The 16,805-nt window shown below is 35.1% G+C and carries 17 protein-coding genes and 1 tRNA gene; 2 read left to right on the plus strand and 16 right to left on the minus strand.

Annotated elements, in window-relative coordinates:
* Nucleotides 1–21: 21 nt before the first annotated feature.
* The 10 genes from CLV73_RS10950 to CLV73_RS11000 all read right to left on the minus strand — a co-directional run bounded on the left by CLV73_RS10950 (nucleotide 22) and on the right by CLV73_RS11000 (nucleotide 10,499).
* Nucleotides 22–97 (minus strand) — tRNA-His (locus tag CLV73_RS10950).
* Between the two features lie 36 nt (nucleotides 98–133).
* Nucleotides 134–856 (minus strand): bacillithiol biosynthesis deacetylase BshB1, encoded by a 723-nt coding sequence (gene bshB1 / locus CLV73_RS10955; RefSeq protein ID WP_100376837.1) that lies wholly within the window; start codon nucleotides 854–856, stop codon nucleotides 134–136.
* 75 nt (nucleotides 857–931) lie between these two features.
* Nucleotides 932–2,581, minus strand: a complete 1,650-nt coding sequence (locus CLV73_RS10960; RefSeq protein ID WP_100376838.1) for a tetratricopeptide repeat protein — start codon at nucleotides 2,579–2,581, stop codon at nucleotides 932–934.
* A 93-nt stretch (nucleotides 2,582–2,674) separates the two neighbouring features.
* Nucleotides 2,675–3,547: a PstS family phosphate ABC transporter substrate-binding protein gene (locus tag CLV73_RS10965; protein ID WP_100376839.1), complete on the minus strand. Its 873-nt coding sequence runs from the start codon at nucleotides 3,545–3,547 to the stop codon at nucleotides 2,675–2,677.
* Between the two features lie 267 nt (nucleotides 3,548–3,814).
* Nucleotides 3,815–4,660, minus strand: a complete 846-nt coding sequence (locus CLV73_RS10975) for an energy transducer TonB (RefSeq protein WP_100376840.1) — start codon at nucleotides 4,658–4,660, stop codon at nucleotides 3,815–3,817.
* A 24-nt stretch (nucleotides 4,661–4,684) separates the two neighbouring features.
* Nucleotides 4,685–5,257: an ExbD/TolR family protein gene (locus CLV73_RS10980; protein ID WP_100376841.1), complete on the minus strand. Its 573-nt coding sequence runs from the start codon at nucleotides 5,255–5,257 to the stop codon at nucleotides 4,685–4,687.
* A 12-nt stretch (nucleotides 5,258–5,269) separates the two neighbouring features.
* Nucleotides 5,270–5,878: an ExbD/TolR family protein gene (locus CLV73_RS10985; protein WP_100376842.1), complete on the minus strand. Its 609-nt coding sequence runs from the start codon at nucleotides 5,876–5,878 to the stop codon at nucleotides 5,270–5,272.
* A 57-nt stretch (nucleotides 5,879–5,935) separates the two neighbouring features.
* Complete coding sequence (locus tag CLV73_RS10990; RefSeq protein WP_100376843.1) at nucleotides 5,936–6,799, minus strand: MotA/TolQ/ExbB proton channel family protein; 864 nt, start codon at nucleotides 6,797–6,799, stop codon at nucleotides 5,936–5,938.
* Nucleotides 6,800–7,039: 240 nt separating this feature from the next.
* Nucleotides 7,040–9,853 (minus strand): leucine--tRNA ligase, encoded by a 2,814-nt coding sequence (gene leuS, locus CLV73_RS10995; protein ID WP_100376844.1) that lies wholly within the window; start codon nucleotides 9,851–9,853, stop codon nucleotides 7,040–7,042.
* Nucleotides 9,854–10,031: 178 nt separating this feature from the next.
* Nucleotides 10,032–10,499, minus strand: coding sequence for a lipocalin-like domain-containing protein (locus CLV73_RS11000; RefSeq protein ID WP_100376845.1), 468 nt, complete (start codon nucleotides 10,497–10,499; stop codon nucleotides 10,032–10,034).
* A gap of 147 nt (nucleotides 10,500–10,646) precedes the next feature.
* Here CLV73_RS11000 and CLV73_RS11005 point away from each other — a divergent pair, with 147 nt between their 5' ends.
* On the plus strand, nucleotides 10,647–11,399 hold the full coding sequence (locus tag CLV73_RS11005) for a glycosyltransferase family 2 protein (protein WP_100376846.1): 753 nt from the start codon (nucleotides 10,647–10,649) through the stop codon (nucleotides 11,397–11,399).
* Complete coding sequence (locus CLV73_RS11010) at nucleotides 11,399–12,025, plus strand: deoxyuridine 5'-triphosphate nucleotidohydrolase (RefSeq protein WP_100376847.1); 627 nt, start codon at nucleotides 11,399–11,401, stop codon at nucleotides 12,023–12,025. Before CLV73_RS11005 ends, CLV73_RS11010 begins: the two co-directional genes overlap by 1 nt.
* Here CLV73_RS11010 and CLV73_RS11015 read toward each other — a convergent pair.
* The 6 genes from CLV73_RS11015 to CLV73_RS11040 form a co-directional block, all read right to left on the minus strand.
* Nucleotides 12,017–13,255, minus strand: a complete 1,239-nt coding sequence (locus CLV73_RS11015) for a 3-deoxy-D-manno-octulosonic acid transferase (RefSeq protein ID WP_100376848.1) — start codon at nucleotides 13,253–13,255, stop codon at nucleotides 12,017–12,019. The two genes, CLV73_RS11010 and CLV73_RS11015, sit on opposite strands and share 9 nt — an antisense overlap.
* Before the next feature lie 10 nt (nucleotides 13,256–13,265).
* Nucleotides 13,266–13,604: a cupin domain-containing protein gene (locus CLV73_RS11020; protein WP_100376849.1), complete on the minus strand. Its 339-nt coding sequence runs from the start codon at nucleotides 13,602–13,604 to the stop codon at nucleotides 13,266–13,268.
* Nucleotides 13,601–14,068, minus strand: a complete 468-nt coding sequence (locus CLV73_RS11025; protein WP_100376850.1) for a DUF1648 domain-containing protein — start codon at nucleotides 14,066–14,068, stop codon at nucleotides 13,601–13,603. Before CLV73_RS11025 ends, CLV73_RS11020 begins: the two co-directional genes overlap by 4 nt.
* A 20-nt stretch (nucleotides 14,069–14,088) precedes the next feature.
* Nucleotides 14,089–14,805, minus strand: a complete 717-nt coding sequence (locus CLV73_RS11030; protein ID WP_100376851.1) for a C40 family peptidase — start codon at nucleotides 14,803–14,805, stop codon at nucleotides 14,089–14,091.
* Between the two features lie 92 nt (nucleotides 14,806–14,897).
* Nucleotides 14,898–15,545 (minus strand): O-methyltransferase, encoded by a 648-nt coding sequence (locus tag CLV73_RS11035; protein WP_100376852.1) that lies wholly within the window; start codon nucleotides 15,543–15,545, stop codon nucleotides 14,898–14,900.
* A gap of 358 nt (nucleotides 15,546–15,903) precedes the next feature.
* Nucleotides 15,904–16,737, minus strand: coding sequence for an OmpA family protein (locus CLV73_RS11040; RefSeq protein WP_100376853.1), 834 nt, complete (start codon nucleotides 16,735–16,737; stop codon nucleotides 15,904–15,906).
* Nucleotides 16,738–16,805 lie beyond the last annotated feature (68 nt).

The following is a 16,805-nucleotide window of genomic DNA, read 5'->3' on the forward strand; positions in this document are numbered from 1 at the left end:
TTTAAAAAGTGTACTTTTATTGGGTGAATGATGGGTCTCGAACCCACGACCTTCGGAACCACAATCCGACGCTCTAACCAACTGAGCTACAATCACCGTTTTTCGTGCTGCAAATATACGCAAGATTTATAAACTACCAAACAATTCCATCAAAATTTTTCAAAGAAATTAGCTTTTCAGACGTAAAGCCCTCAGCATAAGTAACTCCCGATAAACGCCCTAAATCCTGAGCTCGGTAAGTTAAGCTCTCATAAAAGTCTTTTGATGTAATTGGAGTTTCCGGCTCCTTTGAAGTTGGATCATAAAACTGTGTTTTGAAAGCCATACAAGCAGCAATTTTTTTATCCAGATGCTCAGAAATATCAATACAGAATTCAGGCTCAATATTTTTCCACTGTATATAATGGAAAATATGCTTCGGTCTCCATACCTCCTGGTTTTCTCCATTCAAAACCGTTTCAATTTTTCTCAATCCGGCTAAAAAGCACGCATCCGATACTAATTTCGCTCCTTTTGCATGATCCGGATGTCTATCATCAATTGCATTCGCTAAGACGATTTCTGGCCTATATTTACGAACCATTTTTACAATCCTCATCTGGTATTCTTCAGAATTCTCCAAAAAGCCATCTTTCATTCCAAGATTCTCCCTGGCAACAACTCCCAGAATTTTTGCAGAATCCATAGCTTCATCTCTTCTGGTTTCTTCAGTTCCTCTTGTCCCCAGTTCTCCTTTTGTAAGGTCTACAATAGCACAGGTTTTACCCTCAGAAATTAATTTCGCAATAGTTCCGCCACATCCAAGCTCTACATCGTCGGGATGTGCCCCAAAAGCAAGTATATCTATTTTCTTCATATCTTCAAAGATAAGATTTAAAACAAAAACTTCCCAAACGAAACGAATGGGAAGTTTTTATGATATTAATTCAAATTATTTATTGATCTCAGCATTCAATTTCACAGCATCCTGATAAGTAGGATCCAATTGAACGGATTTAGCAACATAATCTTTTGCTTTTGCTAAATCTGAGTCTTTACTCATATATGCTACTGCAAAATACGCATAAGCAAGAGTTTGCTTATTTGCTTCCTGATCTGCCGGCTTTACTGTATTAATGAATTTCTCATAAGCCATTTTTGCAGAATCATTATTTCCTGCCTGCTGATAAGAATATCCTAGGCTATAATAAGCTGGAGCCCAGTCTGGAAGAAGAGCACTCATTTTCTGCCATGTAGCAATCGCCCCATTCCAGTTTTTAACATCCTGATAAGCTGTTGCCAATTTAAACAAAGCATCTGAATCTTGTGCATTTGCCGCTACTTGCTTTTTAAGAGCCTCAATAGTTGGGTTTGTTGGCCCCGCATCTACAGCAGCTTGTGAAGCTCCTCCACCTGAAATTTTCATCAACTCCACATCCCATTTCATTGTTTCATCTTTTGCCGCTTTAGCAATTGCAATTTTTTGTTGTGCTTCATTTGTCAAAGCTGTTTTCTTAGCAGCATCTTTTTCAGTCTTTGCTAATCCAGCTGCAATAAGACCTTGTAGTCCCTGATCTGCAGGTTGAATTCTTGATTTCTCAGCCTGAGATACAAAATTGTCCATATTTTGTTTAGCTTCTGCATAATTACCCTCCGCGAACAACTGATATGCTCTTAATTTAAATTTGATAGGATCATTAATCTTATCAAAGATTTTATCTAAAACCTGCTTAGAGTTTGCATAATCTTCATTTGTAAAATAAAGTTTTGAAATTTCTAGCTGAGTATATGGATCTTCATCTGCATATTTTGTATAGTTGATAAGGTCCTGAGTTGCTTTCCCATTTTGCTGGTATCTGATATTGTAAGCCGCCATTGCCTTGTATGCAGGTGCATAAGAAGGATCTGTAGCAATTGCCTTTTCAATACTTGTTTTAGCTTGTTGCCATTGCTGAGCTGCCATCCACAAAGTCCCTATTCTGGTGTAAACAGAGGCTTTATTTGTTGCAAGCGGCAAAGCTTTATCATAAGCAGTCATTGCATCACCAGGAATTTTTTTCAATCTGTAAGCATCTCCTAATGTATAGTAATAATATGCAGGAACTCCTTTTTTCTGTGCTTTTTCAACAGCCTTATTCAGATAATCTATGGCAAGATCAGGTGCATTATTTTTTTCAAATAAGGTTAAAGCTTCAGCTGCTCTGAAAAGAACTTCCGCATCTTTTTCTTTAGAATCAGCAACAACTTTTTGAATTTCAGCAATTGCAGACTTATCTCCTTTCCCTAATTTAACTGTAGCCAAACCTATTTTGTTCAAATAACTCTTAGGATCAGCAGCTAAACCTTTATTAAAACTTTCAGTAGCCGCCGCAAAATCGGGCTCACCTTGTCTAAGGAAAGTATTCCCTAAGTAAAAATAGTTTACTGCAGTAGGTTCTTTAGCAATCATTTGAGTGAAGTTTGTCTTTGCCTGAGCAAACTTATCACTGTCTATACTATTAATACCATCCTGCAACGTCTGTGCTGTTGCAAAGCTGGTAAAAAATACCACTGCTGCTCCTAAAGCAATCTTTTTTACATTCATAATCATTATATCTTTCATTTTATATTTGTAAATTAAAAACTAGAATAACCAAAGACAATTTTCAGACCAAAATAGATGATTAATGTCATGAAAATTATTTTTAAATATTTTTTAACGCATTTGCACCTCTCTTTTGTAGATATTATAAGGTTGCAGTCCTTCTTTTTGAACAATCATTTGTCCTAACTGCGTGCAAGAAAATCGTATAAATCCATTCGCTATATTAAAATTGCCCTCGTTTGCTAAGAAGTACAAAATTCGGGTAAAAGGATATTTCATCTCTCTCATACCTGAATAATCCGGCGCATAAAGCTGCCCTTTACTTTCTACCTTCAGAATTTTAACTTTATTTCTTAATTCTATGGAAGCTTTATCATAAGGACGGCTGAATGTATTCAGTCCAATAACTCCTATTTTATTAGGATATTTATTCAATTCTTCAATTAGATTTTTACTTCCCGGAATGACTGAAAATTTTAAATCTTTTGGCTGTTTATGAAGCTTTTGAGCCACAAAATTCAGGTTACTTGAATTGGTTCCATCAAAAATAAATTCTTTTTCTTCTGACTGTAAGCCTTTTTCAATTTCATCCATAGAAACAGATTCTTTAGACGATGTATTGGGAACAACAAATATGACTGCATCTGCCGCGAACTTTGCCGGCAGAAACTTTAATTCAACCTGTTTTTCATATTCTTTTATTTCGTCAGGAGAAAGTTCTTTCGACATTACAACGATTCTCGCTTTACCATTTAACAAATCAAGAAATCCTAAATCTTCCTTTTTAGTCTCAACCTTTAATTTAGTTTCGGGATAATTGATCATATAACCATCCGCCAAAGCTTCGGTAACACTTTGGAACGATTCGTCGGTAAGAATGGTAAGGTCTCCTTTATTGTAAGATGGTGAACTTTCTTTTTTCTTTGAACACCCTGAAAGAATAGTTATAACAATTATTAAAGCTATTTTAAGAGAATTATTCATCTTTATTTTTTTTAAGTTGGGATATTGCCCTAAAAATTCTAAATATCCCGTACAATACCAAAACAGCTCCTAATGGATAGGCTATTGTTGGCTCTAAGGTAACAACGAAGAATTTGTAAATAATTACAACGATACCTAAAACAATATAAAAAAATCCTGTTATTAAGGATAACCACTTGAACATCATATGACAAAAATACCAAAAAAAATAAAAAGAGAAGCAGTTGCTTCTCTTTTTTAGATATTATTTAATTATTAATAATTAAATTATTCTGGTGGTTGCATTGCAAGAGGTAGTCTATATCTGTAACGTACAGCTTGACCATTGATCTTAGCAGGCGCCCATTTGTTTTTAATTGATTTAACAGTTCTCACTGCTTCAGCATTAAAGTCAGAGTTTGAACCTGTAACCTTAACGTCTGTGATACTTCCGTCTCTTTCAACAACGAAAGTTACTTCACCTTTTACCACACCATCAGCTCCTTCGATTGCAGAAGTATCAAAGTTCTCTCCTACTTTCTTTCTGAAGGCATTAATCCCTCCAGGGAATTCCGCAGTTTGCTCCACTTCTGTATAAACCTGAGTATCACTTACTTGAGGTTTAACTTCAGCTGTAGAAGCTTTAGTTCCTGTTGAAGGTGGTGGTGGTGGAGGTGTATAAGCCGGAGCTTTTACCCCTTCCTGATTTACCAAACCAGTCGTTGTTTCTAATTGCTTAGAAATTGGTGGTGGTGGAGTTTCAATCTTTGGAGCTTTTACAGGCTCCGGAACCACATTTTGAATAATTTCAATTTTCTCCTCCTCTTTTGGTGGTGGAGGTGGTGGAGGTGGTTCTTCTTCTTTCGGCTGCTCAATAATTTTATCTTCCTGAAGAATTTCTACCAAATCCGCCTTAACTTCTTGTTTAGGAGGAGCAGTAAGTCTCTTAATTGTAAGATAAATGAAAGGAGACAAGGCCGCAATAAGGAATAATGCTGTTCCAACGATAAAAGATTTCGTCAGAAGTCTTGGATACTGATGTCTTAAATCGTATGCACCATATTCCTTGTTTCTATTTTCAAATACAATCTCATCTAAGGTAAGATTAGGATCGTATACATTTTCATTTGCCATAGATTTACAATTTTATGGTTTAAATTACTTTGTAGCCGGTGCTGCAGCAGCTCCAGTGTTACCAACTTTTCTATCGTAAATTGCTTTTTCCCAAGGTTTAAGATCAGTAACCCCGTACTGCTCACTCTTAGTAATCGCCATTTCATCAAGAATATCTACAAAGTTTTTATATACAGCATCGTCAGTCGGCTTAATAATTACAGTAAACTTAGTTTTATCTGCCGCGTTTGCTTTTGCCTGCTCAATTACTTTTCTAATTCCTTCTCTGTCAAAAGTAGTTTCATTAAGATTCTGATCAGTTAAAGACGTATTGTCTTGCTGATGCCAGAAAATCTTGTTGTCTTTACCTAATAGTAAAGAGATAGAGTTAGAAAGTTTAATTTCTGTTGGAGGTGGTTTTTTATCTTTTTCTTTCGGTTTTGCCGGAAGACCCAAATCCATTACATTCGGTTTAGAGAATGTAGTTGTGAACATAAAGAAGGTAATCAATAGAAACCCTAAGTCCACCATCGGAGTCATATCGACTCTGGTACTCTGCTTCTTGGAGCGTACCTTGCCGCCTTTGGCGCCCTTTTCCTGTACTTGTACTTCTGCCATTTCTAAATGATATTATTCATTAGGTTTACCTTCTTGTGATGTAATCAACCAAAATTTAAGAAAATCAATATCTCTTAAACCTTCAAATAAACTTTTAACTTTAGGATATTTAGTTGTAACGTCACCCTTAATTGCTAATTTGTAATCAGGATTAACACTTAAACTTTGTTGTACCCAGTCCACTAATTGTTTATTTGTACTATCCATAGGAATCCCTGTAGGACTCTTGAAATTCTTTTGCTCGTCATCTGGCAAATCAAGATAGCTCTTAAGTTGGTTCATAGGAACCCCAATCGCTTGTACTTTTTGGAATGCAGCTTTTTGTTTGTTGTCAAAAGTAATTCCATACTTTTTCCCCATGTTGTCCAAAAGCTGTAATCTCTCAGATGCATTTTCTACCGGCTGGAAATAAAATTTTCCGTCCGGAGTAGCGTTGATGGTCATCAAACTTGCATCAGGAAGTAACTTCTCTGATATTGAAGATGGCGGTTTGATCTGCTCCACGTCAGGTTTTTTGAACTGAGTGGTCAAGATAAAGAACGTAAGTAGTAGGAACGCAACGTCACACATTGCCGTCATATCCGTAACTACTCCATGTCTTTTTGGTTTGACTCTCGCCATTATTAATAATTTTTAATTAAACTTCTTTTTTACTTACTACAAATTCCTTGCTAATTCTTAGTTGAATTCAGCGAAAGACTGCTGGATGCTCATAGCGATCTCGTCGATCTTATAAGTTAATCCGTCAATTTTAGAAGTAAAGAAGTTATAAAGGATGATAGCGATAGCTGAAGTACCAATACCTAATGCTGTGTTGATCAAAGCTTCAGAGATACCAGTAGAAAGTGCAGCCGCGTCAGGAGTACCACCTCCAGAACCTAATGCGAAGAACGCCTTGATCATCCCGATTACCGTACCTAATAGTGCTACTAATGTTGCAACAGTACCTAAAGTAGAAAGGATCATCATATTTTTCTCCAACATTGGCATTTCAAGAGTTGTAGCCTCTTCGATCGCTTTGTTAAGCGCTACCATTTTTTGCTCTTTGTTTAATGTTGTATCGTGAGCTAGAGCTTTATAAGTAGTAAGACCTTCTTTTACTACGTTACCAACAGAACCTTCTTGTCTGTCGCACTCTTCTAAAGCTGCATCGATTTTGTTTTGGTTTAGTAAGCTTCTTACTTGTACTACGAAGTTATCCAAGTTTCCTTTTCCAGCAGCTTTACCTAAAACGAAGAATCTTTCAAAAGAGAAAACGATTACAGTAAGCATGAAAGTAATCAAGATAGGTACGATAACCCCTCCTTTGTAGATAATTCCCAAGAACGAATCTGGATGAATGTCTTTTCCTTCAACATCTGAAAAAGCTACAGACGCTCCACCAAGTTTTTCAGCATCTTTAAAGTTTCCAGGGCTACCCAAAACGAATAAATAAATACAAATTCCTATTGCTAAGATGATAGGAATAATAACAGCCGGGTTTAAACCTCCTGCTTTTTTAGCAACTACTTGCTCATCATTTTTTGAAACATTCATTTCCATATTTAACTAAATTATATTGTTTTAAATTTTTTGAGGCTGTAAATTAAAGGCAAAATTAATTAAAATGCAATTATTTTAAATAAACAATTCGCTTTTTTTTGATCGATAAATTTTAAATCAATTTCAAAATCTTAATTATTCTTTATTTTTTTGGCAATATTATTTCATTTTAAATAATATATTGAAAATTTAAAAAAATTACCTTACTTTTTTTTTTATTTTACCAATGTTAATTTTTTTTTAAATCACAACATTCACAATTTTGTGAGGTACTACAATGATTTTTTTAGGTGTTTTACCCTCCAATATCTGTACCATTTTTTCGTTCTGAAGCGCTGCTTCTTCAACTTCTTTTGCAGAAAGCTGAGCAGAAAGTGAAATTTTAAACTTCATTTTTCCATTCACACTTACCGGGTATTCAATTTCATCTTCTATCAGGTAATCTTCGTTCAATACAGGGAATTTCTCAAATTCGATCGACTCAGTATGACCTAATAAGCTCCAAAGCTCTTCACAGATATGGGGAGCATAAGGCGAAATGATAACGGCTAAAGGTTCTAAAATATTGCGTTTGTTACATTTTATTTTTTGTAATTCATTTACAGCGATCATAAATGAAGATACAGAAGTATTGAAAGAGAAGTTTTCAATGTCGTAAACCACTTTCTTTATTAAGGTATGCAAAATTTTATATTCTGCTTTTGTAGGCTCTTCGTCCGAAACGGAGAAAGTATCTCCATCAAAATACAGATTCCAGAATTTTTTAAGGAAACCATAAACCCCGCTTAGTCCCTGTGTGTTCCAAGGCTTGGATTGTTCCAATGGACCTAAGAACATTTCATACAATCTCAATCCGTCTGCTCCATATTCCGCACAGATATCATCAGGATTTACTACATTGTATTTAGATTTAGACATTTTTTCTACTTCACGGCCTGTAATGTACTTTCCGTCTTCTAAAATAAATTCTGCATCAGCGTAATCCGGTCTCCAAGCTTTGAAGGCTTCAGTATCCAATTCATCAGAAGTTCCTTTTAATAAAGATACATCAACGTGGATTGCTTGAGTTGTGTAATCTTTTGCCAAATTTTCAGATACATATTTATTAGTACCATCTATTCTGTACACAAAAGCACTCATTCCCAAAATCATTCCCTGATTGATCAATTTTTGGAAAGGCTCATCATGATTAATAAATCCTCTGTCTTTTAAGAACATATTCCAAAAACGGGAATATAATAAATGTCCAGTTGCGTGCTCGCTACCCCCAATATATAAATCCACCTGCCCCCAATAATCTGCCAATTCTTTTTTAACAAAAACCTTATCATCATTCGGATCCATATATCTAAGGAAGTACCAAGAACTTCCTGCCCAACCCGGCATTGTAGATAATTCTAACGGGAAAACCGTTTTTTCATCAATTAAATTCGTATCCACAACTTTTTGGTTCGCTTCGTCCCAGGCAAATGTTTTTGCATTTCCCAATGGTGGATCTCCGTCTTCCGTTGGCAAATATTTTTCAACTTCAGGAAGTTCCAAAGGCAATGCGGAAGTTGGCAACGTGTAAGGCATTCCATCCTTATAATATATAGGAACCGGTTCTCCCCAATATCTTTGTCTTGAGAAAATCGCATCACGTTGTCTGTAATTGGTAGTTCCGTGACCGATTCCTTTGTTTTCGATTTCTGAAATTATTTTTGCTTTCGCATCATTATAATTAAGACCATTTAAGAAATCAGAATTTACACAAACCGAATCTTTAGAATCAAAAGAAGCTTCCTGAACATCTTCGTCAGTTTCCACTACTTTTTTAATTTCCAAATTAAATTTCTTTGCAAATCTGTGATCACGTTCATCATGTGCAGGAACAGCCATTACAGCTCCCGTTCCGTAGCCCATCAAAACATAATCTGAAATATAGATCGGCATTCTTTCGCCACTGAAGGGGTTCAAAGCATAACTTCCCGTGAAAGCACCTGAAACGTTTTTCACGTCAGACATTCTGTCTCTTTCAGATTTTTTGGAAGTTTCTTCAATATACGTATCTACTTCAGCTTTTTGTTCTGTCGTAGTAATTGTTTCCACTAAAGGGTTTTCCGGAGCCAATACCATAAAAGTTGCTCCAAAGATTGTATCAGGTCTTGTTGTGAACACCTCAACGATTTCATCATGACCTTCAACATTGAATTTCACTTGTGCTCCCTGAGATTTTCCGATCCAGTATTCCTGAGAATCTTTCAACGGTTGTGGCCAGTCTAATGTTTTTAGACCTTGCAATAATCTTTCAGAGTAAGCAGAAATTCTCATGCTCCACTGCATCATTTTCTTTTGGAAAACAGGAAAACCTCCTCTTTCAGATTTTCCGTCTTTTACCTCATCGTTGGCTAAAACCGTTCCCAATGCAGGGCACCAGTTCACCGTTGTTTCCGCTCTATAAGCTAAACGATAATTTAAAAGAATATCTTCTTTATCCATTTCAGAAGCTTCTTTCCATTCTTCTGCCGTGAAATTCAACTCGTCGTTCTGATTGGCATTTAGTCCTTCTGTTCCTTTTTCTTCAAAACGTTTAACTAAAGTTGAAATAGACTCCGCTTTATCTGTATCTTTATTATACCATGAATGGAATAATTCAATGAAAATCCACTGCGTCCATTTATAATAAGAAGGATCGGAAGTTCTTACTTCTCTGCTCCAGTCGAATGAAAAGCCGATTTTTCTTAACTGCTCTTCGTACCTTGTAATGTTTTGTTCAGTCGTAATCGCAGGATGTTGTCCTGTCTGGATTGCATACTGTTCAGCAGGAAGCCCGAAACTGTCATAACCAACCGGGTGAAGCACATTGAAACCCTGATGTCTTTTATATCTCGCATAAATATCGGAAGCAATATATCCAAGCGGGTGACCTACGTGAAGCCCTGCACCTGATGGATACGGAAACATATCGAGAACATAAAATTTTGGTTTGTCTGTATTATTGGAAGTCTTGTATGTTTGGTTATCTTCCCAGTATTTCTGCCACTTTTTTTCTATCTGCTGATGATCGTAAAACACTTTTTTATAGATATTAGATGTTAGATATTAGATATGGAAACTTTAAATCCTGATTCTAATTTTCACAAAAATAATGAATTTAAAAGAAATGGAAATTTTAATTTTGAATTAAATAAATGAAAATAAAAAATCTCATCCGAAGATGAGACTTATATTATAATGTTAAATCCAGCAATTATTATTGAGGAATTCTCTTCATAGTATATGTTACTGAATAATATTTATTAGGATCAGTTTTATCTTCAATCGTAAGATTCAATGTAGTGTCATTAAGAAGGGTTACTTTTCCTTTCTCCGGCTCAACTGTCCCCACATATTTTATTTGAATACTTTTATCTTCATTATAAATATAGGTAAACATACGGTCCGGAGATACAATACACTGTCCCGGATTTGCCGAATCATCATCACTATCTTTTCTTTTACCTGTAGAACCTTCGTTAAAAACCCATCGTGAGGCTTTTTCACAATCAGTATAACTAATCTCATCGGAAACACCAGCTCCCGAAGCTTGAATGGTTGTTCTTACTTCCTTAATTGGAGACCATGTCCCAACCAGCGGATATACTTGTTCAGTATTATCATCTTTACAAGCTGAGATAGACAATAATGATAAACCTGCAAATAGCAATGCTAATTTCTTCATATATCAATTTTTTCAAGGCCTAAAATTATGATTTTTTTTAAAAACTTCATCATTTTTTTTAGCTTTCGTAATTTAATTTTCAAATTATTAAAAATAACGTTGCCGGAAGCTTATATTTTAAGCCTTATATTTGTATAAAAACATTCAATGCCATTAGTTTCTATCATTACTCCCTGCTATAATTCTTCTCAGTTCCTGAAAGAAACCATTGCATCTGTAATGAATCAAACATTCAAAGACTGGGAATGGTTGATAACGGACGACTGTTCTTCGGATCATTCTGTTGAAATTATAAAAAGCATAGAGGATCCGAGAATAAAACTTATCCTTTCCGAAAAAAACAGGGGAGCGGGGCATGCAAGAAACAGGTCATTAGAAAAAGCATCAGGAAGATATATCACCTTTTTAGATGCTGATGACTTCTGGGAACCTGAATTTCTTAACGAAATGCTTAGTTTTATGCAAGAAGAGCAAGCCGAAATTGCCTATTCAAACTACGCAAGATGTAATGAAGAACTTATTCCTCAGCTCGAGGATTTTAAGGCAGACAAAGAAGTTACCTTTCAGAACCTTTTAAAAACCTGTCGTCTTTCCCTGCTTTCTTCCATGTATGATTCTCAACGGGCCGGAAAGGAATATTTTCCGGAAGGAAGTAAACGTGAAGATCATGTTATGTGGCTGAATCTGCTAAAAAAAATACCTGCAGGAAAACCACTTCCTAAAACCATGGCCAAATACAGAATGCATTCCAAGAGTATCTCCAGAAAAAAACAAAATATTGTAAAAGACCAGTATCTTGTTTACAAAGATCATATGAAGTTCTCCACCATAAAATCTTTGTACTATACTGTCAATTGGGCAATTAACGGGTTTCTTAAATACTCTAAAATTTTCAACTGATGGAATATTCAAAAGAATTCAAAGCTGCCATTAGCAACTTCTCTTCTGCGGAAAAAGACCGTTTAATTTTCAGGCTGCTGAAAAAGGATAAGCTGCTTTCAAAAAAATTATATTTTGAGCTTATTGATCCGGAAAATACAGACCAGAAAAGAACGCAGATGGAGGAAAACATCCGTGAAAAGCTAATGCTTTTAAATAAGTATTTATCAAATCATAAATACTATCTGATGCATATCCGAAAAATAAGCAGCGAAATTACAGAACATGTAAAGGTAACGACAGATAAATACGGAGAGGTTTCCCTGAATCTTTTTCTGGTAAATGAAATTTTAGAAAACAATGACCAATTAAATGCTCTTCGATTTGATAATGTATACAAACTCTATCTTTATCTCATTAATAAAATTACTAAAAGCTTCACCTTAACTAAAAAATTAGATGAAGATTACTGGATGGAAATCGATGAATATTTAAGAGAAATACGGCAAAAAATAACACACAATCATTATCTGAAAAAACTGTGTGAAAACAATGGGGTAAATCTTAATTGGTTTGCTACAGAGAAAATCCCGGCGAACATTGATCAGATCGTAAAAGATCTTAAAACACAGGGATTTCTACGATGACATTATTTTATTCATGATTAATTCCGTAGAATTGGGTTTCTCCGTTACAAATCTTTCGGCGTGACCTGACATTTCATTTAGAATATCTTCGTTAGCCACCAGTGAAAGAACAAATTGTGCGGCTACATTTTCACTTTCAAACGATTTGCCTCCGTTTGCTTTAATCAGATCATCCGCTTCAGGATTTTTTTGGTAATGATTCCCAAAAATTACAGGAATACCAAATGTAGCAGCTTCTAAAATATTATGAAGCCCTGCATCATGAAAACCTCCTCCAACGACTGCAATATCTGCATAAGAATACAATTTGGAAAGCAAGCCGATACTGTCAATAATAAGGATTTGAATATCAAAAATTTCAGATTTCTGAATATTTTGAATCTGACTATAAAGAATCGACTCCGGAAAAATCTGCTTTAAATGATGAACCCTCTTTAAATCGTGTGGAGCAATGATAAGTTTTATTTCATTGTTTTTGGCGACCAGCAATTCCGCTATTCTCTCTTCGGCACTCCATGAACTTCCAAAAACTACCGCTTTTTCTCCTGCTATAAAGTCTACTATATAATCTACGTGATTGTTTCTTTCCCGAAGCTGCTTTACTCTGTCGAACCTTGTATCTCCGGTTATGGAAGAATTCACAAGACCTATACTTTTTGCCAAAAGATATGAATGCTGGGTTTGGTGAAAAAACCAGTCTACATTGTTTTTAAGCTGTTTTACAAACCATTTTCCATAGCTTGTAAAAAAAGACTGTCTCTCATAAAACAGTGCGGAAATTACATACGTCTTTACATCTTTTGCTTTAAGCTCAGCCAGTAAATTATACCAGAAATCGTACTTGACCGTAAAAAATAGTTTAACATTAAAAGCTGATACAAAATCTTTTACAATTTTCTTTTTATCAAACGGCAGATAACAAATGGCATCAGCAATATGTTTTTTCTTAAATACATTTTCATATCCGGAAGGAGAAAAGAAGGTCACTAAAATTTTACGTTCCGGAAATTCTTTTTTCAATCGTTCCAGAACGGGTAATCCCTGTTCGTATTCACCCAAGCTGGCAGCATGCATCCATATAACCTCATCGGATTCACTGAAAGCCTTTTTTACTTTCTGTAAAGATTCTCTTCTCCCTTCAACGCCTTTTTTAGTTTTATCATTAAACCATGAAAAAACCTTCATCCCGAAAATGAGCAAATTGATAAATATTTTATAGAAAAAAGACATTGAATATATTTTAAACTTCTGTTTTATCGTTATTCGTAGAAGGAGTTGAAATTACCAAAAATTCCAGCACTTCGTCCGACTCGTTGGAAATATAATGCTTTGATTCTGGTAACACCGAAATACCCTCTCCCACTCTTACAGAAAACTTTTCTTCATTTACATAGAAAACAGCTTCCCCTTTCAAAATATAAAAAAACTGCTCTGCTTCTTTATGAAAATGTCGTTTTTCAGCTGTTCCCGGAGGCATTATTTCCTGTTTTACGGAAAGCCCGGGAGCATCTTTCAGAATCCAGCTGTCACATCCGTTTCCCCAGATATAATGCGTCGAATTATTTTTAGATTGTATCATTTGAAAATACCTACAAAAACAAATAAAATAATTAAACTTCCAATCACCGAAAAGATTGCTGAAACCATCGGAACCCGCGGTTTTGCGTTCTCGTCAAAAGAATATCGGAACATATAGTCCTGACTATTCAGAAAAAGCAATGTAATAAGTGTAAATAGCCATCTGATGAAAATTTCCATGATCATAAATTGGGCATCCTCATTTTCTGCTGTAATTTTTACAGGATAATTGGCAGATTCCGGAGATCTTACAATAAAAGCAAACAAAAAATAGAGCACTGTTAAAACAACCGGCATCAAAAAAGAATATTTTTTGCTTCCAAAACCATCTGCCTTTCCGTCAAAATCAAAATGAATCGGAATAGTCTGCGGTAAGGTTTTATAATTTTTTATGGTAAACCACCACAAGAAAACAAGCAATCCGAAATTGAAAACGTCAAAGATGATAAAAAGTGTATTTTCCATTTCAAGATTGGATTTCAGTACTACAAAATACTTTTAATGACTCTCAATTTATGGGTATGCTTATTAAGCTCTTTATTGAAAATACCTGTAGAATCTAAGGTATCTATCCTCACCTTTCCTGAAGCATGAATAATTTTTTGAGAATCCAGCATAATTCCTACGTGAATAATTTTTCCTTCAGGATTTTCAAAAAAGGCTAAATCTCCCGGCCTGCTTTCTTCCACAAAGCTAAGCGCTTCTCCTACTTCAGCCTGTTGATAAGTATCTCTCGGCAGCTTTATGTTGTGGACTTTGTAAACCAATTGGGTAAAACCCGAGCAGTCTACAGCAAAAAAGCTTTTGCCTCCCCACAAATAAGGAACATTAAGGAATTCTTTAGCCGTTAAAGCAATACTTTCCCGAACATCATGACTTCTGCGTGACGCCACAACAGGAAATTCAACTTCTGATCCCATAGACAATAAGGTTTTCCCGTCATTCATAAGAACAGAAGAGAAGTCTTCGGTAACTACCGTCACCTTTCTTTTGGCGAAATCTTCGTCAGAAATCGGCCTAATCTGTTTTGTATCCATCCAGCCTTCGTAGTCATCATAATGCATTTTTATTTTGGTCCAGTTTTTATTCACTTCCAAAATATCTGCACTTTCTCCGAAAAGTATTTCTGTAACAATCTCTGCTTTATCTGAACCTTCGGCACGAACGGGCGCTACGGTAACAACACAAATTCCTTTATCCATTTATATTTTGATTAAAAGATTCAAGAATTAAAAATTAAAAAATTAGCGCTCTCTAATTTTTTAATAATTTAATCTTTTAATAGTTTAGTTAATTATTTTCTACGAAGTAAATTTACCCCATCACGCAAAGGTAAAATAAGATTCTCAAAATCTTCATCATTTGCGGCCAAATCGTTCAGTTCTTTGATAACCTGAGTAGATTTCTGCTTAGGATTTTCTTCTAAAACCTTTCCATACCACAATACATTATCAAACATTACCACAGAACCAGATTTTGTCTTAGGTTTTATCAGGCGAAAATATTCTGCATAGTTTTCTTTATCGGCATCAATAAAAACAAGATCAAAAATCTCGTCTGTTTCCTTTAAAAATTCCTTCGCGTCCTGAAGCTTAAAATCTATCTGACCGGAATATTCGCTTTCTGTAAAATATTTCCTGGGCAAATAAGCTAAATCCTCATTTACATCCAATGTTGTAATTTTCCCGTCTTCTGCTAAACCCGCCGTCAAACAAAGCGTAGCATATCCCGTAAAAGTCCCGATTTCAAGAATGTTTTTCGGCTGCATCATTTGAGATATTATAGTCAACAGTCTTCCTTGCTGATATCCGGAAATCATATGAGGCTGTGTTGTTTTCTGAAAGGTTTCCCTTCTCAGCTTTCTCAGGATTTCGGGCTCAGAAGAAGCGTGCGTTTCTAAATATCTGTCCATCTCAGGATTCGTCTCTTCGAAAAAACTCATTTTATTTTTTTAATGATTCAAATTTAACTAAAAATAATTTAGCCTTTATCATTAGAAACAGTAAAATACACGATGTAAAATTCCGTAAAAACACGGATGTTTTTCAGAAAAACTAAACAATACCTTTGCAGAGAAGGTAAAAACACACAATCAAAATGAATACCGGAGAAAATCAAATCAAGAAGGCTGAAGAATCAAAGGCGCATATCATCACAATGAATGCGTCAAAAAAAACTAAACCCGAAATATCCAATTCATTTTTACAGCGAATTATTTCATTATTGAAAAAAGAAGACGTAGTTTAAGTAACAAAAAAACTCCCGAATATTTCGGGAGTTTTTATTTATATTATTAGAAATTATTTCTTTGGAGCAATATCCATAAGCTTCATAAACTCATCAAGCTTAGGCATAATGATAATTTCAGTTCTTCTGTTTTCCGCTCTTCCGGAAACACTCATATTAGTTGCTTTAGGGTTATATTCAGAACGACCACCTGCTGTAATCCTCGCCGGATCAACTCCAAACTGAGTCTGCAAGATTTTAGCCACTGCAGTCCCTCTCAACGCAGAAAGATCCCAGTTATCTCTTGGTAAATTGGCAGAGCTTAATGGAGCATTATCCGTATTACCTTCAATCAATACTGAATATTTATCATAATCGTTGATCACTTTAGCTACTTTACCTAAAACTTCCTGAGCTGCAGGAAGGATATTATAATCTCCTGTTTTATACAACATCTTGTCGGAAAGGGAAATCATTACGACACCTTTCAATACTTTTACCTGTACATCATCATCTGCTACATTATCAAGAGATCTTTTTAATTTGTTTGATAATGCTAAATTTAAACTGTCATTTTTAGCATTGCTAGAAATTAACTGTTTGATATAAGAGTTAGAAGCATTGATTTCTCCTACCAATTTATCAATATTTGCTGAACTCTTACCTGTATTGGACAGACAAGCATCCAAAGATGATTTTAAAGCATCATGCTGACTTTTCAACAAATTATTTTCTCCTGACAAAGCAGAATTTTGAGACTTTAAATCCTGAATCTCACGTTGTCTTTCTCCAATATTTTCAATACATTGTTTGTAATTGGAACTCAAAGCTTCATACTGCTTTTTACTGACGCAAGATGTCAATCCCAACACCATTGCAGAAACTGCTAAAATTTTAAAAATCTTCATAAATAATCATTTTTAGACGAGTCAAAGGTAGGAAAATTGAATTGAATTATAAGGATTATCTTTGCCTA

The organism is Chryseobacterium geocarposphaerae (assembly GCF_002797535.1).
Classification (GTDB): domain Bacteria; phylum Bacteroidota; class Bacteroidia; order Flavobacteriales; family Weeksellaceae; genus Chryseobacterium; species Chryseobacterium geocarposphaerae.